Genomic DNA, 24,455 nt, shown 5'->3' with positions numbered 1-24,455 from the left:
TATGAGTCTTACAATAATAATAATTGCCATTACGGTAATAATCAGTTTTTATGCCTGGAATAATCCGGATAAATATCATCGATGGATGATGAATCCATATCAGGTTAAAAGAAACAACCAGTATGACAGGTTTCTGATGTCTGGATTTATTCATTCTGATTATGTGCATCTGGGCTTTAATATGTTCACTCTTTATTTTTTCGGTAGAAATCTGGAGCAATATTATTTTAGGATGCTTGTTGGTGATTCAGCCCCATATGTATTCCTGGGACTTTATCTGGTTGCGATAATAGTATCTGAAATTCCAACATTTCTTAAGCACAAAGAGAATCCGGGATATAACAGCCTGGGTGCTTCCGGAGCAGTAGCTGCAGTGATTTTTTCAAGTATTTTATTTGATCCGATGAATAATATATATGTGTTTTTTATTCCTGTTCCCGGAATAGTTTTCGGAGGACTCTTTTTACTTTATTCATGGTACCAGACAAGGAATGCAAAGGATCAGATCAATCACGATGCGCATTTTTATGGTGCGGTTTTTGGTATAATATTTACCTTGATACTTGAACCTGGCCTTCTGGGGTCATTTTTGGGTGAATTATTTTAACTAGTAAACAACAATAAACCAAGATAAATTCATGAAGCAACGTTTTATAGCTGTATTGTTTTTTATCTCTTTTATCGCTTTAAACGCTCAAGAGAGATATAGTGACCTGAGAGATGCTTTATACAATGCCGGAAAACTATCTGGTCAATCTGGACCGGCGAGTGTCAATTGGATCAATGAAGGAGAGCAGTTCTCTTTTATGGATGGAAATATTATTAAGCAATATGATCCTTCTACAGGAAGTGAAAGTGTCATATTCGATCCATCAGGTAAGACATTTCCAAACACTGCCACAGAGTTTACTTATAACTCATTTCAGTGGTCAAAGGATTCTAAATTTATTCTTTTTAAAACCAATTTCAGGCCGGTTTGGAGAAGGTCAGGAATATCTGATTATTTCCTGTATAGTCTGGAAGAGGAGAGTTTCAAGTTAGTAGCTAAAGATGCTCAAACTGCTGAATTATCTCCGGATGGTTCAAAAGTCGGGTATGAAAGAGGTGGGAATTTATTTGTATACGACCTTAGTGCAGAGAAAGAAACTCAGTTAACTAATGATGCAGAAGATCAGTTTTACAATGGTCGTTTTGGCTGGGCATATGAAGAAGAATTTGGTCTTGCACAGGCATGGTCATGGTCTCCGGATAGTAAAAATATAGCTTTCTGGCAGTCAGATGAAAGAGAAGTGCCGGTATTCAGAATGACTGATTATCAAAATGTTGGTCATAATGATTACGTAAAGATCAGATATCCAAAAGTTGGTGATACTAATCCGAAAGTAAGGATTGGTGTAATTGACATTTCTTCAGGATCCAAAGAATGGATGAAGATCCCGATGAATGATGATTACATTCCAAGAATTTACTGGACAGCTGACGATTCCAAACTTGCAATAGTTCATATGAACAGAAAGCAAAACCATTTGAAACTGTTTATGTCGGATATAAAGTCTGGTGATTCAAAGGTGGTTTTTGAAGAAAAGTCAGATGCCTGGATTGATGTTTTTGACTTTTTTGCTGGTATAGATCATTTATTCTTTTTCCCTGAAGATACAGAAGAGTTTTTCTGGATATCAGACAGAGATGGATACAGTCATATTTATCGGTATGATTACAACGGTGAATTGATCAACCAGGTAACTGATGGTAACTGGGAAGTTGTTTTTGTACACGAGGTAAACCCTAAATCAAAAACGATCTATTATAGTTCAACAGAGGAGTCTCCATTGGAAAGGCATTTATATAGCATAAAGTTCAATGGAAAGAAGAAAACGAAAATGACGAGCGAGCCAGGTCGACATAAAATAGACTTTTCTCCTTCTTCAGAGATGTATCTTGATTATTACAGTAATGTCAATACACCGAGACAGGTGATTTTAAAAGATGTTAAGAAGAATAACACGGTCAAGCATTTTGTAGACAATGAATCAGTTAAAGAATATGTAAAGGAGCATGTTTATTCTCAAAAAGAGCTCTTTTCATTTACCTCTGATGATGGAACCAAACTGGATGGATATATTATCAAGCCAGTAGATTTTGATGAGACAAAACAATATCCGTTAGTATTAAATATATATGGAGGTCCTGGAGCACAATCTGTTTATAATGATTTTGCCACTAATGGCTGGGAACAATATCTTGCCCAGGAAGGATATGTAATAGTAAGTGTGAACAACCGAGGAAGTGGGGGTTATGGTTCAGCCTTTGAAAAAATCGTTTATGAAGACCTGGGGAATTATGAAAGTAAAGACTTTGTGTCTACAGTAAAATATCTCTCCGAAATCCATGATTGGATAGATGGTGAGAATATGGCAATCAGAGGGCACAGTTATGGAGGGTATATGTCATCAATGACTATGCTAAGACATCCAGGAATTTTCAAGGTATCATTGGTTGGTGCTCCAGTTACAGATTGGAGACTATATGATAGCATTTACGCTGAACGATATATGGGATTAATCGATGGCAATGATGAGAAATGGTTTAATGCGAGTCCGCAATCTTATGCAGGCAACCTTGATGGCCATATGTTTATCGCACACAGTACAATGGATGAGAACGTACATGTTCAAAACACTTTCCAGCTAGTAAAGAAGCTAATAGACAATGGCAAAGATGCTGACCTGAGAATTTATCCTCCGGGAGCGCATGGAGTTGCTTATAGTGGCCCAAGCTACGTGCTATTATATCAGCAGTATGTAGATTACTTGAATAAGTATTTGAGAAGTAATAAACAAAATTTGAATTAAGAAATGCCCGGGGATAGAAATCTCCGGGTTTTTATTTTTATTAAAATTAGTCATAAAAAAAGCTCTTCCCTATTTAGAGAAGAGCTTTTGTTTTTTTCGTAGCTTTCTTAAGCTTCTGCCGTTCCATTAGTAACAGAAACGATAGATCTGTTTCGACTTTTCTTGAACTCAACAGTTCCGTCAGTAAGAGCGAATAAGGTGTGGTCTTTACCCATACCTACATTTTCACCCGGGTGGTGCTTAGTACCACGCTGACGAACGATGATGTTTCCTGCGATAGCGTTTTGGCCACCGTATATTTTTACGCCTAGTCGTTTACTTTCCGACTCTCTACCGTTTTTACTACTACCGGCTCCTTTCTTATGTGCCATAGTTTAATTCGTTTAAGCTATTTTTTCAATTAATACTTTAGTGAACTGCTGGCGGTGTCCGTTTTTCTTACGGTAACCTTTTCTTCTTTTCTTGTGAAATACGATAATTTTATCGCCTTTCACGTGCTCAACGATTTTACCGCTAACTTTTACACCTTTTACTGTTGGCTCTCCGATACTTACGGTGCCATTGTCGTCAGTCAACAATACTTTGTCAAACTCTACGGAAGCGCCTGCCTCACCCTCCATCTTTGGAGCGTAAATAGACTGGTCTTGCGTTACTTTGAACTGCTTTCCGGCTATTTCTACAATTGCGTACATGATAAAAACTTTACATTTTTAAATGGTCTGCAAAAATAGTCAACTAATAAAATAAAACAAAGAAATGCTTAAACTTTATGATAATTAGTTAGTTGGAGTTTGAAATTTTACTATCAAAAATATTCCTGCTCTATATATTAAGGTATAATAATTCATAAGGTATTTCTGGAATATTAAAAATCAAATCTTATTTATTTTTGACAACATACTTGACTTTTTATCGTTTCTTTTATTGGGTTTTCTTAATATAAATGCTAATTTAAGAGAGTCGTTGGTTTGTAAAGTTTTCAAAAGGGTTGGATTTCTCTATTTCGGATAATCAGAGAGATAATTTTGAGTAAAAGAGACAAAAATACCCTGAAAAAGAACGGAATTTTTTCTGAAAATTGATCAAAAAAAATTTTTTTCAGCAAAAGAATAAAAAAAAATTGAGTCAAAATTGTTCAGTTTTGAAAACATCAATAAAGACTTTTTTATTTAAGAATTCTTAATAAATCAAACTCGAAAAACAGCCATTAAATGACAGAAAAGGACACAAGCATTGAAAATAGATAAATAACATTAATCAATTGAAAATCAATCAGTTAAACATAGATGATATTAAAAAAAAATTATAAAATCAAGACCATTAATCGAATATTTTTTTGTTGAAATCTTACTTTGATTTTATGTATTCATTTTACAATTTTGTAACAGTATCAGATGGTGGCTACAGGGAAAAACGCGAGGGAGGTTTACACCCTGAGAGATTATTCGACAGCCATCAAAATCACTACGATATTGATTTTATTTAGATAAGTATAAGAATCGCACAACAGTTGCGTGTTAAGACTGTTTGTATCTAAAAAACCTGACTAATTATTATGAGTGAAGTAAATAAAAACGTTGACGAGCCAATCTTACAAGACAATCCAGACCGATTTGTGTTGTTTCCAATTCAACACAATGATATTTGGGAATTTTATAAGAAAGCTGAAGCAAGTTTTTGGACTGCAGAAGAGATTGATCTGAGCCAGGATTTGAAAGACTGGGAAAACCTGAATGACGGCGAAAGACATTTCATTAAACACGTACTTGCGTTTTTCGCAGCCAGTGATGGTATAGTAAATGAAAATCTTGCTGAGCACTTTGTTGCAGAAGTACAATATACTGAAGCCAAATTCTTTTACGGTTTTCAGATTGCAATAGAAAATATTCACTCGGAAACATATTCTTTATTGATCGATACTTATGTAAAAGATGGTAAAGAAAAAGATTATTTATTCAACGCAATCGAGACGATGGATTGTGTTAAAAAGAAAGCTGACTGGGCGTTGAGATGGATTGATAACGGAAGCTTTCAAGAGAGATTGGTAGCATTTGCTGCAGTTGAAGGTATTTTCTTCAGCGGAAGTTTCTGTTCGATCTTCTGGTTGAAGAAAAGAGGTCTTATGCCAGGGTTGAGTTTCTCTAATGAGTTGATATCCAGAGACGAAGGTCTGCACTGTGATTTTGCTTGTCTCATTTATAACAATCACGTTAAGAACAAATTATCCAAAGATAAAATAAGAGAGATCATTACTGATGCAGTAGAAATCGAAAAGGAATTTGTTACTGATGCATTACCAGTTAAACTAATCGGAATGAATGCTGACTTGATGTGTCAATACATTGAATTTGTAGCTGACAGATTATTGAGTGAGCTTGAATGCGAAAAAGTTTATAATGCAACAAATCCTTTTGATTTCATGGAGATGATATCTCTTCAGGGTAAGACAAACTTCTTTGAAAAAAGAGTTGGTGATTATCAAAAAGCTGGCGTAATGCAAGACAAGTCAGGAGGAGACAAACCTCGCTTCAGTCTTGATGAAGATTTTTAAAAAAATCTTATAAAATTTATTTTAAGTTTATATCTTGATAAAGATTAATTTATCTGCTAAAAAATTAAAACCTGAGCCCAAATGTATGTAGTTAAAAGAGACGGAAGGCGTGAATCAGTAAAATTTGATAAAGTTACTGCGCGTATCGAACGTTTATGTTACGGATTGGACCGTAACTACATAGAGCCGGTTGACATTGCTAAAAAAGTAATTTCTGGTATCTATGATGGTGTTACCACTGTCCAATTGGACAACCTGGCTGCTGAAACAGCTGCAAGTTTAACTGTTAAACATCCTGATTTTGCGATTCTGGCTGCCAGAATAGCTATTTCAAACCTTCATAAGGTTACAAGCAAATCATTTTCAAATACAATGAAACGCTTGTATACATATGAAGATAAAAATACTGGAGATCATGCTCCATTGATTTCAAAAGAAGCGTATGAAGTAATCAGGAAAAATGCAGCCCTGTTAGATTCAGCTATCATTTATGACAGGGACTTCAATTATGATTATTTTGGGTTCAAGACTTTAGAAAAATCATACTTACTCAAGCTAGATGGTCAAATTGTGGAGCGTCCACAGCATATGTTGATGCGTGTTGCTGTTGGAATCCATATGGATGATCTGGATTCAGTAATTGAAACATATAATCTGTTATCTGAAAAATGGTTTACCCATGCAACTCCGACATTATTTAATGCGGCTACTCCTAAGCCACAAATGTCAAGCTGCTTTTTATTAACCATGAAAGATGACAGCATTGACGGTATTTACGATACCCTTAAGCAATGTGCTAAAATATCGCAATCTGCAGGTGGTATCGGTCTAAGCATCCATAATGTTCGTGCAACCGGTGCTTATATTAAAGGAACAAATGGAGTTTCAAACGGTATCGTTCCGATGTTAAGAAACTTTGATATGACTGCCAGATATGTAGACCAAGGTGGTGGAAAACGTAAAGGTAGTTTTGCCATCTACCTAGAGCCATGGCATGCTGATATTTTCTCTTTCCTTGATCTAAAGAAAAATCATGGTAAAGAAGAACTCAGAGCCCGAGATCTTTTTTATGCGCTATGGATTCCCGATTTATTCATGCAGCGTGTGGAAGAGAATGGGAGCTGGACTCTTTTCAGCCCTGATGAAGCTCCGGGACTGCACGAGGCATATGGTGATGAATTTGCCAAGCTTTATGCTAAATATGAAAAAGAAGGTAAAGGCAGAAAGACTGTAAAAGCACAGGAACTTTGGTTTGAGATTCTTGAGTCTCAGATTGAAACAGGAACTCCTTACATGCTTTACAAGGATGCTGCAAATAAAAAATCAAACCAGAAAAATCTTGGTACAATTAAGTCAAGTAACTTATGTACTGAGATCATCGAGTATACAGCACCTGATGAAGTTGCTGTATGTAACCTGGCTTCTCTATCCCTTCCTAAATTTGTTACTGATGGTAAATTTGATCATCAGAAGCTTTATGAAATCACCAAGGTAGTAACTAAAAACCTTAACAAGGTTATTGATAGAAACTACTACCCTGTTGAAGAGGCTAAAAACTCAAATATGCGACACAGACCAATTGGTCTGGGGGTTCAGGGTCTGGCTGATACCTTTATGTTATTGCGTTATCCATTTGATTCTGAAGAAGCTAAAAGCCTTAATGAAGATATCTTCGAAACAATTTATTATGCTGCCATGGAATCTTCTATGGAGATGGCTATCGAAGAAGGTACATATCAGACATACGAAGGATCACCGGTTTCAAAAGGTATTTTCCAGTTTGATATGTGGGGCGTTAATCCAAAATCAGGAAGATGGGATTGGACGGACCTTAAGAGAAGAGTTAAAAAGAATGGTGTTCGTAACTCATTATTAGTGGCTCCGATGCCAACTGCCAGTACTTCTCAAATACTAGGAAACAATGAGTGTTTCGAGCCATATACCTCTAATATTTATACTCGTCGTACTCTTTCAGGTGAATTTATTGTTGTTAATAAACACCTGATGAGAGACCTGATCGAGTTGGGTATCTGGAATGATAAAATGAAGAATAGACTGATTGAAGCAAATGGTTCTATTCAAAATATGCCTGAAATTCCTCAGCGAATTAAAGATCTTTATAAGACTGTCTGGGAAATCTCTCAGAAGCAGATCCTTGAAATGGCTGCGGATCGTGGACCATACATCTGCCAGAGTCAGAGTTTAAATATCCATATGGATAATCCTAACTTTGGTAAAATGACTTCAATGCACTTCCATGCATGGAAGAAAGGTCTTAAAACAGGTATGTACTACTTAAGATCTAAAGCTGCAACTTCAGCTATCCAGTTTACTGTTGAGAAATCGAAGGCTCAGGAAGAGGGACCAACAGCTAAATCATTGGAAGAAAGAGAAGCTGAAGCACTACAAAAACGTAATGACATGGCTTGTTCTCTGGACGATCCGGAAAATTGCGAGTCTTGCAGCGGTTAATTTAGCAGATTAACATCTTTAAATAGAAAAGCCATTTCAAACGAAATGGCTTTTTTTAATTTCAGACCTATTATATTTTTCTAGCATTTAGAATATGAATTCCGTCAATATGGCTAATGTTGCTCCAGCTAAAGCTACTATAAACCGGGTTGGATTGATCTTATGTTCCGGCGAAGTCTCATAAAATATCGTAGTGGATATTTGTAAAAAGCTACCACTTACTAATGCATATACATAGCTCATGCTTTCAGGTGTGACCAAGTTATTCATACCCAACCAGTATTCTGAAATCATACCCAACGGAGACATTATTGAAAAGATAGCAAGGTAGATCACTGCAGTTTTTTTACTCTTAACACTTTCCCAAAGCACAAGCGTTAATGCAAAAGCAGCGGGCATTTTGTGCAGTAAAATTCCAATCAGGACGCTTCCATCTCCATGGTTATGATGATGCTGGATTGTATACGGATGTCCGATCAATGTTCCTTCCAAAATAGAATGAATACACAACCCTATCATTAAACTAATGGCTGTGGGATGAAATGGTTTGCTTTCTATATCAAAAGCATGACGGTGCCCATGCTCTATCCCGTGGGATAAGTTTTCTAATAATAACTGAAGAAAAAATCCTCCTAATATAAATATGCCTAATGTCAGTGAGGCACTATTATTTATGTAATAAACCTGGGGTAGAATATGGGTTATGGTAATGGAGAAAAGATATGCACCTCCAAAAGTCAGGGCTGGTTTATAAAATGTCAGTTTTTTATTACCAAAATAAAAGGCAGTCAAACCGGCACCTACCGTAAAAAGTATTAAAATGATGGCGTTTAAAATCATTACTTTATTTCTCTAATAAAAAGATCATTCTTTCACTGGATGTTGCTTCATAAGGAGAAAGATCATGATCTCCCCATATTTCTTTCACTTTGAAATTAGCCTTTCTGAAGTGATCCAGAAATTCAATTCTTCTTATCGCTTTAACTCTTTCTTCATATTCATGAATATCACCATCATCTTCGATTTTGATTTCTTTAATGATAGTACAACTTTGCTCATCAAATTCCTTAGTGATGTGAAAGTCAACACCTTCAAGGTTTTTATGCTCTTGCGGAGTAAGGCTGTTAATAATGGTATAAGGATTCAGGAAATCTAAAACAAATTTCCCTCCTGGTTTTAATGCTTTATATACAGCATCGATCACAGCCTGGTCTTCGTCTTCTGATTTAAAGTACCCAAAGCTGGTAAACATATTGACAACATAATCAAACTCCTCATCAGCAAAATTTTCACGCATGTCGTGTTGTCTGAATTTGAGGGTGTCGTTTGCGAATTTATTAGCCTTAGCAATATTTTCAGCAGAAAGATCAAGCCCTGTTACATCCATGCCCAGGCTATTCAGGTAAATTGAATGCCTTCCTTTACCACAGGCAAGGTCGCATATCTTTTCGCCGTTGTTAAAATTCAGAACCCTTGCCAGGTTATCAATAAAAAACCGGGCTTCTTCGTGGTCTCTGTGTTTATATAGAATGTGGTAATAAGGAGAGTCAAACCACTCATCAAACCATTCTTTATTATTTCCCATGAATTACTCTATTAGTTTGATGTTTTCTTCCAGTGAAGGACTGACATATGTTTTATATTTTCCTTCCTGATCATTGTAAATTAAAATAACCTGGAGATTTTCTTTTTCAGCAATTTCTTTACTTTTTTCTAATCCTGAAACCATAAAAGCTGTAGCATAAGCATCAGCTGTCATGCACTCTTCAGCTATTACTGAAGCACTTAATAATTGATGAAAAACCGGGTAGCCAGTAATAGGACTGATCGTGTGAGCATATTTTATTCCATCCTTAACATAAAAGTTTCTATAGTTTCCTGATGTGGCTAATGCCTGATTTTTCAGGTTAACAATCGCACTCATGTTTTTTCCCTGTTCAGCATTTTCCATTGGTCTGTCAATTCCAACGGCCCAGGGTTGCCCTTCGTGATTAACTCCTTTGCATCGGACTTCACCGCCAATTTCAACAAGGAAATTATCTACTCCTTCATTAATTAGTAGTTCACTAATTACATCAACACCATATCCTTTGGCAATGGCACTAAAATCTAATTCAACTCCTTCTTTCTCCTTAACTACGTAATTTTCAGTGAATTGAATCATGTTGAAGCCTACTTGGTCAAGAGCGTTTTCGATATCAGTACTATCTACATTTGCCATTTCATCAGGTCCAAAGCCCCAAAGTCTTACCAGTGGCATTACAGTTGGATCAAAAGCTCCGTTTGTTTTCCGGTAAATAATTTCGGATCTTTTTAATACAGGATAAAAATAAGGAAGATCAAAAGCCAGTGAGTCCTGCCTGTTGAATACGCTGATCTCTGAGTCCTGGATATAAGTTGATAAACTTTCATTAAAAATTTCCAGGGTAGAGTCTATTATTGGTTTAAAGTTCCTTTCAAGACTATCAAGGTACTTTATATTATAATAAGTACCCATGGTTTTGCCAGTAACAGCTACTAAATTAGTTTCGTTGTCTGTCTTTTCCTGGTTACGGCACTGATAGACAACAAAAATAGCTACAAGCAATACAACAGTATATATCGCGTTTTTAATTCGGTTGTTGATCATTTTCTTTTTGCAATTATGTTGCAATTTACAAGTCAATTTATGAAAATCCTGCTTAGTTGCTTACTTTTGTATAATAGAGAATCCTGTTAGGAATGAGAGAGGAATATTTACAGCCAGATAAGAATTTTTTAAGTCCCGGAGATAAAGAGATCGAAAAGGCATTACGACCTTTATCTTTTGAAGACTTTACCGGGCAACGGAAAGTAGTTGAAAACATCAAGATTTTTGTTGAGGCTGCAAGGAAGAGAGAAGAAGCACTGGATCACGTTTTACTTCACGGCCCTCCCGGCCTGGGAAAAACTACCCTGTCGCATATTATCTCCAATGAACTTGGAGCAAATATAAAGATCAGTTCGGGTCCTGTTTTAGATAAACCAAGTGATCTTGCGGGATTATTAACCAACCTGGAGCCAAATGATGTTTTGTTCATCGATGAGATTCACAGGTTGAATCCAATAGTTGAAGAATATTTGTACTCAGCTATGGAGGATTATAAAATAGATATCATGTTGGATAGTGGCCCTTCTGCACGAACCGTACAGATTAGCCTTAATCCTTTTACTTTAATCGGAGCAACTACCAGGTCAGGTTTACTGACTTCCCCACTGCGGGCGAGATTTGGTATCAATGCAAGATTAGAGTATTACGATGCTGACATGTTGAAAACTATAGTTCAGCGATCTGCCGGAATACTTTCTACACCGATCGAAGACAATGCAGCGGGAGAAATTGCGGGACGGAGCAGGGGTACACCCAGGATCGCAAATAATCTTCTACGAAGAACCAGGGATTTCGCCCAAGTGAAAGGAGATGGAACGATCACCAAAGGGATTGCAGAAATGGCTCTTAATGCTTTGGAAGTTGATAAAAATGGTCTCGACTTGATGGATAACCGGATACTTCTAACCATTATCGAGAAGTTTAACGGTGGCCCGGTCGGAATTACTACGATCGCAACAGCTTGTGGTGAAGACGGTGAAACTATTGAGGAAGTATATGAACCCTTCCTGATCCAGGAAGGATATATCAAAAGAACCGCAAGGGGTAGACAAGCAACTCCACTTGCATATAAGCATCTCAATATCAACATGCCGGGTAGACTAGGAAGTTTATTCGATACAGATGAGTAGTATTAAAGCTGTAAAAAATACTGAAATACTTAAAAAGCTTGCTTCGGATTATGGCTTTTCATTTTGTGGCATATCCAAAGCGGAGTTTCTGGAATCTGAAGCTGGCCGGCTTGAAGAATGGCTTAAAAGGGGCTATCAGGGTAAAATGTCTTATCTTGAAAATCATTTTGATAAACGTCTCGACCCAACTTTATTAGTGCCTGGAGCCAAAAGTGTCGTTAGTCTTATTTATAATTATTGCCCGCCTGAAGAAAAGCATCAGAGAGAAGACACTTATAAAATAGCTCGTTATGCCTATGGTAAAGATTATCATTATGTAATAAAAGATAAACTTCGGGAACTAGTTCACGATCTGAAAAAAAAAGTTGGTGAGGTAGATGGTCGTGTATTTGTAGATTCTGCGCCTGTGATGGAACGTTCCTGGGCAGAGAAAAGTGGAATAGGCTGGATTGGAAAAAACAGTTTGTTATTAAACCGGTCTATGGGTAGTTATTTTTTTCTCGCTGAGCTGATCATTGATCTTGAGTTAATCCCGGATGCCCCGACAAAAGATTATTGTGGTACCTGTACGGCATGTATGGATGCCTGTCCGACTGATGCAATTCCTCAATCAGGACTTGTAGATGGTAGTAAGTGCATATCCTACCTCACAATTGAGCTTAAAGATGATATTCCTGCTGAATTTTCAGGCAAAATGAATGATTGGATCTTCGGTTGTGATATATGTCAGGAAGTATGTCCATGGAATAGATTTGCTACTGCTCATCATGAAAAAGATTTCCTTCCAAATGATTTTATTCAAAATGCCACTAAGCAGGAATGGCACGAAATGACTCAGGAAATATTTAATGAAGTTTTTAGAAAATCGCCCGTTAAAAGAACAAAATTTACCGGTTTGAAAAGAAATATAGAATTTATAAAAAGGTAAAATGAAAAAGCTACCCTGAGGTAGCTTTTCTATTTTATTTAACAAAAACTTTTTGAAGTACTAAAGGGTATTTAGTGTAAAATCTACGGTAACACCATTTCTTTAGCTGGTGTATTTCTCTTGGCAATAACATGTTTAATGCTTTTTTTAACTCCTTTTCAAATAGTTCGCGGTTAAAACTTACCTTTGATAAGATTGTTTTAACGTACTCTAGCATTTTCATGGGCAAATATCGTTTTAGGGGTTAATTTTTGTTAAGTCAATCAGTATAATTTACAATTTTTTTAATCATTTTAAAACTTTAGGATAACTTTGAGAAGTAATAAAATGATCGATCATTATACATGCTAAGAACGTCGGGAAAAATATTTAAGTATTTACTTGTTCTTGTTTTTTTATGTTTTGGGCCTGGAATTAACGCTCAGGACATAAAAGTGGAGCTTGGAAAGAGTGAAGTGGCATTAAATGAAATGTTCACAATTACTGTATCTGTTCAGGATGGCCAGGTAAGAAATCTAAGTGGATTTCCGGAAATTCCGGGATTTATTAAGCGTGGAACATCAAGAAGCTCTTCCACAACGATTGTTAATTCTCAGGTTACACGAACATTTAGTATAACCCAAAACTATCTACCCCAAAAGGAAGGTACGTTCAGAGTTCCTGATTTTACCATAAAGGCTAACGAAGAAAATATACCAGTTTCCGGGAAAACGATTAAAGTAGGGCCAAAGAAACAACAACAATATTATGATCCTTTCAGTGATATTTTCGGTGATCGCTCTCCAAATCGTCAGGAACCTGAGTTTATAGAGCTGGAAGATGATGCCTTTGTGGCGGTGACAACAGATAAAGACGAAGTATATGTAGGCGAAGGATTTCATATGCGTTTTTCATTTTATGTAGCTCTGGCTAATAAAGCACCGTTAAGCTGGCATGAGATGGATCAGCAGTTGTCAGAAATTCAAAAAGTAATTAAACCTGAAAATAGCTGGGAAGAAAACTTTGATATAAGACAGATACAGGAAGACAGAGTATCTATTAATGGCAAGCCTTATTATCGATATGATCTCTTTGAAGCAACCTTTTATCCTCTTACAGGAGAAGATATTGAGATTCCAGCCGTGGAATTTGATATGCAAAAATCCAAAATTGCTAAAAACAGAAGCTTTTTTAGTTTTGGGCCCAGTAGAAAGGCAGAGATAAAAACCTACAAAAGTAAGTCTAAAACAATTAAGGTTAAGCCTTTACCTGATCACCCTTTAAAAGATGAAGTAAGTGTTGGAGTTTTCAGGCTGGAAGAGTCGATTAATAAGAAGACATTGAATACCGGAGAAAGTTTCAAGTATAATATTACAATTGAAGGAGAAGGGAACATTGCAGGTATAAAATTAAATCCTGACAATGATAAAAAACTGGATCTTTTTGATCCGGAGGAATCCAGAAATATTATCAGAAGAGGAAATTCGGTTATTGGTAATGCATCTTATAGTTACTTTGGTATCCCTCAGATACCTGGTGAGTATGATATGAGTGAATACTTTTCCTGGGTGTATTTTGACCCGGTAAAAGAAAGATATGACACTTTGAAGTCAGATATAAAAATAATTGTGACTGGAGAAAGCCTGGTAGACAGGGAGATTTCTTCAAAGGCATTAGATTCTTTTTATGACCTTATTGGTCAATCTGAAAATGATCTTAAGTCGAGAGATGGTCTGGATGATCTGATTCCATATATTTTTAATGGACTGGCTATCTTGCTATTGGCTTTTGCAGGCTGGTTTATGTTCAAATCCTGATATAATCATTAATAACCATCAGCCTTTTTCGATTTTTTAGCTTTTTGTCTTTATTTTGCAGATCGTTTTATCATAATCAGTCAAAATGGGCAATAGTTTTGGGAAGTTGTTTAAGATAACAACTTACGGCGAGTCACATGGAGCCGGAGTAGGAGTAGTCATTGACGGCTGTCCTGCAGGTATTACTTTTGATGAAGATTTTATTCAACTGCAATTGCAACGCCGAAAACCCGGGCAGTCTAAAATAACTACTCAACGTCGGGAGGAAGATCTTTTCGAAGTCAAAAGTGGTGTGTTTGAAGGGGTGACTACCGGAATGCCAATTTCTCTTTTCATTCCCAATAGTAATCAGCGAAGTAAAGATTATAGTCATATAGCTGAAAAATTCAGGCCATCACATGCAGATTATACCTACCAGGAAAAGTTTGGTGTCCGTGATTATCGAGGTGGTGGTCGTAGTAGTGCCCGTGAAACAGCTGCAAGAGTTGCTGCAGGAGCCGTTGCCCAGTTATTATTAAAACAGTACGGCATTGATATTAAGGCTTATGTTTCACAAGTTGGAGACTTAAAGCTGGATAAAAACTACCAGGAACTTGATTTGTCAAAAATAGACCATACGATTGTTCGATGTCCCGATGAAGAAATGGCTGAGAAAATGATTGACAGGATTGACGAAGTGAGAAAGGACAGAGATACAATTGGAGGAGTGGTTACCGGAGTAATTAGAAATGTGCCGGTTGGACTTGGGGAACCAGTATTCGACCGCCTTCATGCTAACCTTGGCCATGCTATGCTCAGTATAAATGCAGTTAAAGGTTTTGAGTATGGCAGTGGGTTTGATGGCGTGTCTATGCTTGGGTCTGAACATAATGATGAGTTTTATACTGATGAGGAAGGCAAAGTCCGAACCAAAACAAATTACTCTGGCGGTATTCAGGGAGGTATTAGCAATGGCGAAGATGTTTATTTTAATGTCGCGTTTAAGCCGGTGGCTACCATTATGAAAGACCAGAAAAGCATTGATCAGGAAGGAAAAGAAACGACTGTCAGTGGTAAAGGGAGACACGATCCATGTGTCTTGCCACGTGCTGTGCCTATTGTAGAGGCGATGGCTGCTCTTGTTATTGCTGATAATATATTGATAAACAGAACCCGAAAAATATAATTAAGAAGATCTTAAATTTTTTAAAATGAAGAAGCTCCCTTTACATATTAAAATTATCATTGGACTTGCACTAGGTATAGTCTGGGCATTTATTTCAAGTTATTTGGGATGGAATCAATTCACTATTGACTGGATCGATCCCTTTGGTACAATCTTTATACGAATATTAAAGGCTATTGCAGTTCCATTAGTTTTATTATCCATTATCAGTGGAGTTTCCAGTTTAAATGATATATCTAATCTTGGAAGATTAGGAGCTAAAACTATCGGGTTTTATTTGACTACTACAGTGATAGCTGTTGGCCTGGGACTGGTTTTGGTGAATCTGGTAAAACCAGGTGATTTTGTAGATGAAGATCAGCGAGTTAAAAACAGGATAAAATACGAATTATGGGTGAATGATAATCCGGATGTGCCACGTCCGAAAGATGGCAGATCTTTCCTGGAAGATGAAAGATATGCTGATCTTGTTTCCGAAGCAATGGATGAAGGGGAAATAGATTCTTTACAGAAGGTGACAAATGGTGCTGAAAGTGATACTGTTGAACAGAAATCTGATGATGACAAAAAGCGTGTCGAGCAATTAGCACAATCTGCGGATAAAACAGTTGATCAAGGGCCATTGCAATTTTTCGTTGATATGGTACCCGAAAATATTTTTGCTGCTTTTGGAACGAACAGTGGTATGTTACAAGTCATCTTTTTTGCCTTGTTCTTTGGGATTACGTTAGCTCTTTTACCCAATGAAAAAGTAAAAGGTGTAGTGGACTTTGTAAATGGTGCTAATGAGGTGATTCTTAAAATGGTTGATTTGACCATGAAAGCAGCCCCTTTCTTCGTTTTTGCTCTTTTAGCAGGGGTTATATCTAAAATGGCTGACACACCAGCGGAGGTTTTAGAAATCTTTAAAGGTTTGGGATCATATTCGCTTACCTTACTTTTTGGGTTATTGTTTATGATCTTTTTGTATCCTTTGGTTGTATCATTGCTGGTAGGCAAGCTAAGCTATAGAAGTTTTCTTAGGCGAATTAGTCCGGCCCAATTCCTGGCTTTTTCTACCTCAAGCAGTGCGGCTACACTTCCTGTAACAATGGAATGTGTGGAAGACAATGTAGGTGTTCCGAAGAAGATTTCAAGTTTTGTGCTTCCAATTGGAGCAACAGTAAATATGGATGGTACGAGTATGTATCAGGCTGTAGCTGTAGTTTTCCTGGCGCAGTTGCATATGGTTGATTTAACCCTTGGGCAGCAGCTTACTATTGTTTTAACCGCCACGTTAGCATCTATCGGATCAGCGGCTGTTCCAAGTGCCGGACTGGTTATGATGATCATCGTACTTAATTCTGTTGGGTTAAATCCTGCATGGGTTGCAATTATTTTCCCGGTTGATCGTATCCTGGATATGTTCAGGACAGTAGTGAATGTAACTGGTGATGCAACAGTGGCAACATTAGTGGCAAGTAGCGAAGGGCCATTGGAAAATTCTAAAACCCATGATTGATATTTTCGTTAGTGGCATTAAAAGGAATTATTAGATAAGTATTTATAATATGCAAACTCAAGAAGTGATCAATATATACATGGAGGCAAATCCCAATCCCAACTCCATGAAATTCGTGGCTAATATAATGTTGCTACCAGCCGGTGAAAGTTTAGACTTTCCTGATGCAGAGTCAGCAAAGCATGCACCGTTAGCAAAAAAACTTTTTGAATTACCCTTTGTAGACAGAGTATTCTACATGTCAAATTTTGTGACTATCACAAAGCCGGAAGATAAAGAATGGGTGGAGATTCAGAATGAGATCAAATCATTAATAAAAACACATCTTGAAAGTGGTGAGCCAGTACTTTTACCTGAAGCACTTCAAGAAGAGGAGGAAGTTGAAAAGTCTCCTTATGATGAAAAGATCATGATGATTCTTGATGAATATATAAAACCTGCTGTAGAAGGTGATGGCGGGGCAATAACTTTTCATTCATTTAAAGATGGTGTTGTAAAAGTTATTTTACAGGGAGCTTGTTCAGGATGTCCTTCAAGTACTGTAACATTGAAAGCAGGAATAGAAAATTTACTTCAGCGAATGATGCCTGAAGTAAAAAAAGTTGAAGCGATCAATATGTAATTGCAAATTTCAATTAATTTTATATACCCTTAAGTGAAATAGCTTAAGGGTTTTTTTATTAATAAATTCTACACACATGGAGGAATTATTTACAGTTGGTGCTTTGATCAGTTTCTTATCACTTGCATTGATGGAGATAGTTTTAGGCATTGATAATATTATATTTATTTCAATTCTAACCGGAAAGATGAAGCCGGAAGATCAGAAAAAAGGACGGATTATTGGCATTAGTGCAGCTTTGCTGGTTAGGATTATTCTTTTATTCGGGATTAGTATTTTAGTCGGTTTTCAAAAGCCGTTGTTTATAATCGATGACTTTACAATTTTCGGAGGTGAATTAATTGATCATTTTGAATTTACTGGAAGAGATCTGATTTTATTGCTGGGAGGATTGTTTTTGATATACAAGAGTACCACAGAGATACATCATAAACTGGAAGGGATAACTGAAGATGCAAAGACAGCGGCAGCCATGTCAATGGGGAAAGCTATTACACAGATTATTTTACTTGATGTGGTTTTCTCTTTTGATTCTATATTAACTGCAATTGGATTAGTAGATGATCCTAATACTCAGGCTAACTTTATAATAATGGTATCAGCAATAGTTATTTCTATGATAGTTATGCTGGCAGCAGCAAAATCTATTTCAGACTTTATTGAGAAACATCCAACTGTCAAGATGCTTGCCCTTTCATTTTTGTTGATGATCGGTCTTTTATTATTTGTTGAAAGTTTTCATGTGCATGTTCCGAAAGGATATGTTTACTTTGCTATCTTCTTTTCTCTTTTGGTAGAAGTCTTAAACCTAAGAATGAAAAAGAAAAGAGAAAATCCGGTTCATTTGGCTGACAGCCATTATGAAGAACCAAAGTAAAGGTATTAGCGGTTAATGAAATTTTTATGAGTGAGGAAGCAAGTAATACAAAATTAAAGATCCTTGAGCTCGGAGATGATTTTCTTCGTTCAAGAGGCTTTAACTCATTTAGCTTTAAAGACATTTCTGATGAACTAGGTTTAAAGAAAGCGGCAGTGCATTATCACTATCCGACAAAAGAAGACCTTGGAAATGAGATTATTAATAAGGCAAAAGAGAGGCTAAAATCTTTTATTGCCAGCGTTGATGGTACAGAAAAAAACGAATGGCAGAAGCTTTCGGATTTTTTGGAATTTTATGCTGAATATTTACAAGAGGAACACATATGCCTGATCGGATCTGTTGGTGCTGAATTCTACACTCTACCGGATACGATGCAGGAGAATGCAAAGCAGTTTATTGCCAGTGCAGTTGGCTGGCTGACTGATCTTCTTGAATTAGGTAAAAACAAAGGTATTTTCCAGTTTAATGGAGAGCCAGATGCCAGAGCACTAATGATCTTGTCAAATATGTCTGGAGGATTATTATTAGCAAGGATGTTTGGAGATGATCAGTTTTCAAAGATTATTAATGGCGTCAAACAAAGTTTAATGAACTAAAATTATTATGAGCCAGCGTGTTGTAATTACCGGAATGGGGGCTTTAAGTCCTGTAGGGGAATCAGTTTCAGAATTCTGGGATTCATTATTAAATGGAAAACCGGGAGCTGCCAGGATTACTAAGTTCGATCCGCAGTATTTTAAAACAAATTTTGCCGGCGAACTGAAAAATTTCACTGTTTCTGACCATTTTGATAGAAAAGAAGCCAGAAAATATGATCCCTATTGCCATTATGCCCTGGTGGCGGCTCGTGAAGCGATGAATAATGCAGGGATTACAAAAGATGATATTGATGACCCGAGACGAGCAGGTGTAATTTGGTCTTCAGCTAATGGTGGTATTACCACTTTTGAGCAGGGAACCAAGGAATATTTTGAAAATCCAGAGGTCCCAAGATACAGTCCGTTCTTTATTCCTAAAATTCTTGTAGATACCGCTTCAGGATTAATAGCCATGGAATTTGGTTTGATGGGGGTGAACTACTGTCCTGTTTCAGCTTGTGCGTCTTCTACTGCATCCATAATTGAAGCGTTTAGAAATATCAAAGAAGGAAGGGCAGATTTAATGGTAGCTGGTGGGTCAGAAGCTCCTATTACCCATGCTGCTCTTGGTGGCTTTAGTGCTTTGAAAGCGCTTTCAACGAGAAATGATGATCCTGCTAAAGCATCCAGACCTTTTGATAGTGACCGCGATGGATTTGTGATGTCTGAAGGTGCTGGTGCATTAATACTTGAGTCGTTCGATCATGCAAAGGCAAGAGGAGCTAATATTTTAGCTGAGATTACCGGTGGAGGAATGAGTGCCGATGCATATCACATGACCGCAACTCATCCCGATGGTGCAGGAGCTGTGTGGAGTATGCAGCAGGCGCTGGATGAGTCAGGTATTACTGTCGAGGAGCTTGATCATATAAATGCACATGCTACTTCAACTCCTGTGGGTGATATTTCTGAATTAAAAGCTGTGAAGTCATTGACTGGAAGTAGATTCAAAGACATACCTGTCACTGCTACTAAATCAATAACCGGACATTTGCTTGGAGCAGCTGGTGCGATTGAAGGGATTGCCCTTGTGAAAACTTTAGAAGAACAAATAATCCCTGGAACTATTAATCTTGACAAGCTTGATGAAAACCTTCCTGAAGGATCATTAATTATAAAAGAAACACAGGGTCATAAAATGACCTATGCCCTAAGTAACACTTTTGGGTTCGGGGGCCACAATGCAAGTATAGTAATGAAAAAATGGGATGCCTGAGTAATTTTACTCAGGCATTTTGCTTTATTTTTTTGTAGAAAGTTCTTCAGCAGTAATTTCCTTTTCCCATTTCAATTCTCCATTCACTCCTTTGATCTTAATGTTCAGAACTCTTTCAGTTCGAGGGCCTGAAACTGTAAAGAAACCATAGTTGTGTTCGTTAACTATCGTTTCTTCAAGAAGATACTGGTTATTGTAAGGAGGCTTTAATGCGTAAGTTCCTGCAGTTAGACTACTCACAGTTATTTCATATAGAGGATAATACCCATCTCTTTCCATTTTATTTATTTCGGTATGATGAATATCCCCGCTCAGTATGATGACGCCAGGAACGTTTATTTCTCTTAACATTTTAAGAAACTTTTGTCTTTCCTCTTCAAAAGTCGAGAATCTTTCAAACCTGGGATTCTCAGGAAGAGCCTGACCTCCCATAACAATGAATTTAAAAGAAGCATGACTTCCTACTAATGCTTCTCTTAACCAGAGAAGTTGCTTTTCGCCAAATATCTGTCTGTCTTCATAATCCACGTCATCATTAGCTGATCTGAACCATCTGTTGTCCAGCATAAAAAACTCGACATCCTGCCATGGAAAAACATTAGTAACACCTTCCCCACCGATCAATCCGGTATTCAAATTCCCCCAGAAAAGATTGAATGCTTCTTCTGTCATGTGTTTTCCCCAATAACTTCTGTCAGCATCATTAGGACCATAATCATGGTCATCCCAAACAGCGTAATGATGAGTGTTTGCTAAGAGTGGTTGCAGTTCAGGCAGTGACCTGGTATGTGTATATCTGTGAAATATTCCCGATTTGCTGTTCCAGTCAACTTCTCTCAGATAGGTGTTGTCACCCATCCAGACCATAAAATCCGGATCATCTTTGTGAATCGATGTTAGTATCTCGTAATCACTTCCATAGGGTTTACCAGGTCTGTCAACTTCTTTTTCATTTACATAAAAACAACTTCCGGTGGCAAATGATAATTCAGGAGGATCTTTTCTCCATTGCCATAGAGTTTGGGTCTGAAAAGACATTTCGTAGCCTGGTTTGAAGGCTTTGCCATTTATATATGGAGTATACTCATATTCTTTGCCTTCTTCCAGATTCTTTGCCACGATTTTAGCAATATATCCGTTTTTCTCACTAGTCTCTACAGTTTCAGTCTTAAAGCTTTTTGAACTCCCTATTTCATTATATTTAAAATATACCTCTGCCTGATCCGTGGTCTGGATCCAAAGGAGTACCTCTTTCATTGTTGAATAGCCGACCATCGGGCCCGATTGCACCTTTTGTGCATTGATGTTTAAACAAGAAAATAGTAAAATGAGAAAACAATAAGCTTTGTATCTTTTTTTCATTATGTTGATCGTTTGATCCAAATTTAACATTTAGTCCCTTATATTTAAGTGTGATGATGTGATTAAGTGATAATATTAAATCAGTTAACTCAAAATATTTATTAATGAATCGTGTTTCAATATTAGTCTTATTTTTTATCTCTTTCCAGAATATATTTAGCCAGGTTGAACTTTCATATTACCTTCCGGAAGGTCAAACCTATGACCAATCTGTGGTTAAACCTTCGGAGGTTTTGGGTTTTGAAGTAGGTGAATGGCATGCCTCACATGATAAGATAGTAAGTTATGCTTATGAACTATCTGAATCCAGTTCACGTGTTAAGTTATTCAAAACCGGTGAAACCTATGAAAACCGTCCAACTTTATTAATGGCTATATCTCATCCTGATAATATAGCCCGTCTGGATGATATTAAACAAAAACATGCTCTTATTACCGATGGAGACCCTTCAAATGATCCGGACCTTTCTGATGTTCCTGTTGTTGTCTGGATGGGGTATTCTGTTCATGGTAATGAAGCGAGCGGTGCAAATGCAGGTTTGTTAGCTGCTTATCACTTTGCTGCCGGGCAAGGAAACGTCCTTGAAGACCTTAAAGATGTTGTGGTACTTATAGACCCCGCTATAAACCCTGATGGTATTCAACGGTTTTCTACCTGGGTAAATTCAAATAGAAATCTTACAGAAACTGTAGATCCTGATCACAGGGAATTTGATGAAAGTTATCCGAGAGGCCGAACCAACCATTATTGGTTTGATTTAAACAGGGATTGGCTACCTGTTCAGTTACCATCTTCAAAAGCAAGAATAGCCTATTTTCAAGAATGGATGCCCAATGTTTTGACTGATCATCACGAAATGGGCTCCAATAGTACTTTTTTCTTTCAGCCGGGGATTCCACAAAGAACTCACCCCCTTACACCCGGAATGAATCAGAGCCTTACTGAACGGATTGGTGAATTTCATGCAGAAGCTCTCGATAAAATCGGAAGCTTATATTATACCAAAGAAAGCTTTGATGATTTTTACTACGGAAAAGGGAGTACGTATCCAGATATTCAGGGAAGTATAGGGATATTATTTGAGCAAGCATCATCAAGAGGTCATGCACAGGAAACTGTAAATGGAATATTAAGATTTCCTTTTGGTATAAGAAATCAATTCATTACCTCTTTGAGTACTTTTCGTGCAGCAAAGGAATTAAAAGAAGAACTTTTAAAATATCAATCTGAATTTTATGAAAACAGTCTTGAAGATGCATCTGATGATGCCAGGACAGGATTGATCTTTGGTGCTGAACATGACCCGATCAGGGCAAGAAATCTGGCAGAGGTTTTTAAAAGGCATAATATCAAAATTTTCGAAACCGAAAAAGATTATTCAGCGGCAGGTAAAAATTTTAAAAAGGGAGAAGCTTATATAGTGCCTTTCGACCAGCCTAAGTACAGGTTGATCAAAGCAATGACTGAAACCAGGACAGAATTTACCGACAGCTTGTTCTACGATATTTCTGCGTGGAGTTATCTGCTCTCCTTTAATCTTGACTATAATTATTTCGAACGAAATATAGATAAAGATCTCATAGGGAGTGAGTTTACATTAGAAGAAGAATCCAGGTCTGATATTTCATCTTCAGACTATGCTTATATCATTGATTGGAGAGATTATTATGCTCCTGCGATGGTATATCAATTATTAAATAAAGGAATCAGGGTAAAATATAATGCAAAAAAGTTCACCTTACCTGATGGAACAGTTATGCCGGAAGGGACATTAATGGTGCCTGTGGAAAATCAGCAATTGAATTCTGATCAGATATTCATCCTGGTAAATCAATATCAGAAGTATTATAAAGTGAAAGTTTATGGGATAAATACAGGATATACTCAGGGTATAAACCTTGGAAGCCCAAATATGGATAACCTGAATAAGCCTAATGTATTGCTTGTGGCGGGAGAAGGTGTGAATTCCTATGATGCAGGTGAAATCTGGCATTTATTTGATGTCAGAATGGATATGCCAGTGACCATAGTAGCCCCCGAAAGATTAGACAATATAAATCTCAATAAATATTCTGTGATCGTTATGCCTGATGGCTCTTACAGAACTGTTGATGGTGGAGGTAAATCTCTTAAACAATGGGTACAAAGTGGAGGTACTATCGTAGCAATGAGAGATGCCGGAGGATATTTGAAGAAATTAGGACTAAATAACGCCGAATATAAAAAAGAAGAAGAAGATACAACTCAGGTCCAGATCCCTTATGCGCTAAGACACCGGTATCGGGGTGCCCAATATATCGGGGGGAATATTTTTAAAGCTAAGCTGGATTTGACTCATCCTCTGGCTTATGGATATTCTGATTCTGAACTACCAATGTTTCGTAGAAATACTACTGTAATGGAAGTATCAAAAAAGAATCCGTATGTTAATCCAATTACCTATACTTCTGATCCGTTGATAAGTGGGTATATTTCAAAAGAAAATTTAGACCGGCTTTCAGAAACAGCTGCTGTTCATATTTCAGGATATGGAAGCGGGAAAGTTATTGTTTTTTCTGATAACCTGAATTTCAGGGCTTTCTGGTATGGAACAAATAAAATGTTTCTTAATGCTGTCTTTTTTGGAAAAAATATAGGCAAGTAACATTTATTAAAGGAAATATTTTCCGGTTTTTGATTAAAAAATCATATTTTTGTCTTTGTAAGAGAACC

The 24,455-nt window shown here is 37.0% G+C and carries 20 protein-coding genes; 14 read left to right on the top strand and 6 right to left on the bottom strand.

Features of this window, described 5'->3' with window-relative positions; translation table 11 throughout:
* Window position 1: 1 nt before the first annotated feature.
* Window positions 2-607 carry a rhomboid family intramembrane serine protease gene (locus OO013_RS11540; RefSeq protein WP_266056962.1) on the top strand — a complete coding sequence of 202 codons (606 nt, stop codon included), beginning with the start codon at window positions 2-4 and terminating at the stop codon, window positions 605-607.
* Window positions 608-638: 31 nt separating this feature from the next.
* The gene (locus OO013_RS11535) at window positions 639-2,852 is read left to right on the top strand and encodes a S9 family peptidase (RefSeq protein WP_266056961.1); all 2,214 of its coding nucleotides are present in this window, start codon (window positions 639-641) and stop codon (window positions 2,850-2,852) included.
* 107 nt (window positions 2,853-2,959) lie between these two features.
* Here the strand turns inward: OO013_RS11535 and rpmA are convergent, their stop codons facing one another.
* Both rpmA and rplU read right to left on the bottom strand, forming a co-directional pair.
* On the bottom strand, window positions 2,960-3,223 hold the full coding sequence (gene rpmA / locus OO013_RS11530) for a 50S ribosomal protein L27 (protein ID WP_266056960.1): 264 nt from the start codon (window positions 3,221-3,223) through the stop codon (window positions 2,960-2,962).
* A 12-nt stretch (window positions 3,224-3,235) separates the two neighbouring features.
* Window positions 3,236-3,544 carry a 50S ribosomal protein L21 gene (rplU, locus tag OO013_RS11525; RefSeq protein WP_137088941.1) on the bottom strand — a complete coding sequence of 103 codons (309 nt, stop codon included), beginning with the start codon at window positions 3,542-3,544 and terminating at the stop codon, window positions 3,236-3,238.
* Window positions 3,545-4,407: 863 nt separating this feature from the next.
* On the opposite strand from rplU, the gene OO013_RS11520 reads away from it, so the two are divergent.
* Complete coding sequence (locus OO013_RS11520) at window positions 4,408-5,403, top strand: ribonucleoside-diphosphate reductase small subunit (protein WP_266056959.1); 996 nt, start codon at window positions 4,408-4,410, stop codon at window positions 5,401-5,403.
* Between the two features lie 81 nt (window positions 5,404-5,484).
* On the top strand, window positions 5,485-7,875 hold the full coding sequence (locus OO013_RS11515) for a ribonucleoside-diphosphate reductase subunit alpha (RefSeq protein WP_266056958.1): 2,391 nt from the start codon (window positions 5,485-5,487) through the stop codon (window positions 7,873-7,875).
* Between the two features lie 87 nt (window positions 7,876-7,962).
* Here OO013_RS11515 and OO013_RS11510 read toward each other — a convergent pair whose 3' ends face one another.
* Genes OO013_RS11510 through OO013_RS11500 form a run of 3 tightly spaced genes read right to left on the bottom strand, consistent with a single transcriptional unit; the run spans window position 7,963 to window position 10,504 of the window.
* Window positions 7,963-8,715, bottom strand: a complete 753-nt coding sequence (locus tag OO013_RS11510; RefSeq protein WP_266056957.1) for a ZIP family metal transporter — start codon at window positions 8,713-8,715, stop codon at window positions 7,963-7,965.
* A 4-nt stretch (window positions 8,716-8,719) separates the two neighbouring features.
* On the bottom strand, window positions 8,720-9,460 hold the full coding sequence (locus tag OO013_RS11505; RefSeq protein ID WP_266056956.1) for an SAM-dependent methyltransferase: 741 nt from the start codon (window positions 9,458-9,460) through the stop codon (window positions 8,720-8,722).
* A 3-nt stretch (window positions 9,461-9,463) separates the two neighbouring features.
* On the bottom strand, window positions 9,464-10,504 hold the full coding sequence (locus OO013_RS11500) for an FAD:protein FMN transferase (RefSeq protein ID WP_266056955.1): 1,041 nt from the start codon (window positions 10,502-10,504) through the stop codon (window positions 9,464-9,466).
* A 92-nt stretch (window positions 10,505-10,596) separates the two neighbouring features.
* On the opposite strand from OO013_RS11500, the gene ruvB reads away from it, so the two are divergent.
* The 9 genes from ruvB (at window position 10,597) to fabF (ending at window position 20,380) form a co-directional block, all read left to right on the top strand.
* A complete protein-coding gene (ruvB, locus tag OO013_RS11495; RefSeq protein WP_266056954.1) occupies window positions 10,597-11,634 on the top strand; it encodes a Holliday junction branch migration DNA helicase RuvB in 1,038 nt (345 codons plus the stop codon).
* A complete protein-coding gene (gene queG / locus OO013_RS11490; RefSeq protein ID WP_266056953.1) occupies window positions 11,627-12,562 on the top strand; it encodes a tRNA epoxyqueuosine(34) reductase QueG in 936 nt (311 codons plus the stop codon). The genes ruvB and queG overlap by 8 nt, the downstream gene beginning before the upstream one ends.
* A gap of 344 nt (window positions 12,563-12,906) precedes the next feature.
* Window positions 12,907-14,358: a BatD family protein gene (locus OO013_RS11480; RefSeq protein WP_266056952.1), complete on the top strand. Its 1,452-nt coding sequence runs from the start codon at window positions 12,907-12,909 to the stop codon at window positions 14,356-14,358.
* Window positions 14,359-14,443: 85 nt separating this feature from the next.
* Window positions 14,444-15,523: a chorismate synthase gene (aroC, locus tag OO013_RS11475; RefSeq protein ID WP_266056951.1), complete on the top strand. Its 1,080-nt coding sequence runs from the start codon at window positions 14,444-14,446 to the stop codon at window positions 15,521-15,523.
* A gap of 25 nt (window positions 15,524-15,548) precedes the next feature.
* A complete protein-coding gene (locus OO013_RS11470; RefSeq protein WP_266056950.1) occupies window positions 15,549-17,024 on the top strand; it encodes a dicarboxylate/amino acid:cation symporter in 1,476 nt (491 codons plus the stop codon).
* Between the two features lie 49 nt (window positions 17,025-17,073).
* A complete protein-coding gene (locus tag OO013_RS11465) occupies window positions 17,074-17,646 on the top strand; it encodes a NifU family protein (RefSeq protein ID WP_266056949.1) in 573 nt (190 codons plus the stop codon).
* Window positions 17,647-17,722: 76 nt separating this feature from the next.
* Entirely contained in the window at window positions 17,723-18,523 is an 801-nt protein-coding gene (locus OO013_RS11460) for a TerC family protein (protein WP_266056948.1), read from the top strand.
* Between the two features lie 26 nt (window positions 18,524-18,549).
* Window positions 18,550-19,122, top strand: coding sequence for a TetR/AcrR family transcriptional regulator (locus tag OO013_RS11455; protein ID WP_266056947.1), 573 nt, complete (start codon window positions 18,550-18,552; stop codon window positions 19,120-19,122).
* 7 nt (window positions 19,123-19,129) lie between these two features.
* The gene (gene fabF / locus OO013_RS11450) at window positions 19,130-20,380 is read left to right on the top strand and encodes a beta-ketoacyl-ACP synthase II (RefSeq protein WP_266056946.1); all 1,251 of its coding nucleotides are present in this window, start codon (window positions 19,130-19,132) and stop codon (window positions 20,378-20,380) included.
* A gap of 24 nt (window positions 20,381-20,404) precedes the next feature.
* On the opposite strand, the gene OO013_RS11445 is transcribed toward fabF, so the two are convergent.
* Window positions 20,405-21,742 (bottom strand): alkaline phosphatase D family protein, encoded by a 1,338-nt coding sequence (locus OO013_RS11445; RefSeq protein ID WP_266056945.1) that lies wholly within the window; start codon window positions 21,740-21,742, stop codon window positions 20,405-20,407.
* 104 nt (window positions 21,743-21,846) lie between these two features.
* On the opposite strand from OO013_RS11445, the gene OO013_RS11440 reads away from it, so the two are divergent.
* A complete protein-coding gene (locus OO013_RS11440; RefSeq protein WP_266056944.1) occupies window positions 21,847-24,387 on the top strand; it encodes a M14 family metallopeptidase in 2,541 nt (846 codons plus the stop codon).
* Window positions 24,388-24,455: the final 68 nt, after the last annotated feature.

This window comes from Mangrovivirga halotolerans (assembly GCF_026241165.1).
Classification (GTDB): Bacteria; Bacteroidota; Bacteroidia; order Cytophagales; family Cyclobacteriaceae; genus Mangrovivirga; species Mangrovivirga halotolerans.
Note: the sequence above shows the minus strand (reverse complement) of the source record. Positions and strands in the feature narration are given on the sequence as shown.

Excerpts from the sequence above, each read along its gene's own strand:
- OO013_RS11470 (WP_266056950.1), top strand. The coding sequence starts at position 15,549 with ATGAAGAAGCTCCCTTTACATATTAAAATTATCATTGGACTTGCACTA.
- OO013_RS11515 (WP_266056958.1), top strand. The coding sequence starts at position 5,485 with ATGTATGTAGTTAAAAGAGACGGAAGGCGTGAATCAGTAAAATTTGAT.
- OO013_RS11505 (WP_266056956.1), bottom strand. The coding sequence starts at position 9,460 with ATGGGAAATAATAAAGAATGGTTTGATGAGTGGTTTGACTCTCCTTAT.
- OO013_RS11445 (WP_266056945.1), bottom strand. The coding sequence starts at position 21,742 with ATGAAAAAAAGATACAAAGCTTATTGTTTTCTCATTTTACTATTTTCT.
- OO013_RS11520 (WP_266056959.1), top strand. The coding sequence starts at position 4,408 with ATGAGTGAAGTAAATAAAAACGTTGACGAGCCAATCTTACAAGACAAT.
- OO013_RS11540 (WP_266056962.1), top strand. The coding sequence starts at position 2 with ATGAGTCTTACAATAATAATAATTGCCATTACGGTAATAATCAGTTTT.
- OO013_RS11455 (WP_266056947.1), top strand. The coding sequence starts at position 18,550 with ATGAGTGAGGAAGCAAGTAATACAAAATTAAAGATCCTTGAGCTCGGA.
- aroC (WP_266056951.1), top strand. The coding sequence starts at position 14,444 with ATGGGCAATAGTTTTGGGAAGTTGTTTAAGATAACAACTTACGGCGAG.
- OO013_RS11535 (WP_266056961.1), top strand. The coding sequence starts at position 639 with ATGAAGCAACGTTTTATAGCTGTATTGTTTTTTATCTCTTTTATCGCT.
- OO013_RS11480 (WP_266056952.1), top strand. The coding sequence starts at position 12,907 with ATGCTAAGAACGTCGGGAAAAATATTTAAGTATTTACTTGTTCTTGTT.
- queG (WP_266056953.1), top strand. The coding sequence starts at position 11,627 with ATGAGTAGTATTAAAGCTGTAAAAAATACTGAAATACTTAAAAAGCTT.
- rpmA (WP_266056960.1), bottom strand. The coding sequence starts at position 3,223 with ATGGCACATAAGAAAGGAGCCGGTAGTAGTAAAAACGGTAGAGAGTCG.
- OO013_RS11440 (WP_266056944.1), top strand. The coding sequence starts at position 21,847 with ATGAATCGTGTTTCAATATTAGTCTTATTTTTTATCTCTTTCCAGAAT.
- OO013_RS11500 (WP_266056955.1), bottom strand. The coding sequence starts at position 10,504 with ATGATCAACAACCGAATTAAAAACGCGATATATACTGTTGTATTGCTT.
- fabF (WP_266056946.1), top strand. The coding sequence starts at position 19,130 with ATGAGCCAGCGTGTTGTAATTACCGGAATGGGGGCTTTAAGTCCTGTA.
- OO013_RS11510 (WP_266056957.1), bottom strand. The coding sequence starts at position 8,715 with ATGATTTTAAACGCCATCATTTTAATACTTTTTACGGTAGGTGCCGGT.
- OO013_RS11460 (WP_266056948.1), top strand. The coding sequence starts at position 17,723 with ATGGAGGAATTATTTACAGTTGGTGCTTTGATCAGTTTCTTATCACTT.
- ruvB (WP_266056954.1), top strand. The coding sequence starts at position 10,597 with ATGAGAGAGGAATATTTACAGCCAGATAAGAATTTTTTAAGTCCCGGA.
- rplU (WP_137088941.1), bottom strand. The coding sequence starts at position 3,544 with ATGTACGCAATTGTAGAAATAGCCGGAAAGCAGTTCAAAGTAACGCAA.
- OO013_RS11465 (WP_266056949.1), top strand. The coding sequence starts at position 17,074 with ATGCAAACTCAAGAAGTGATCAATATATACATGGAGGCAAATCCCAAT.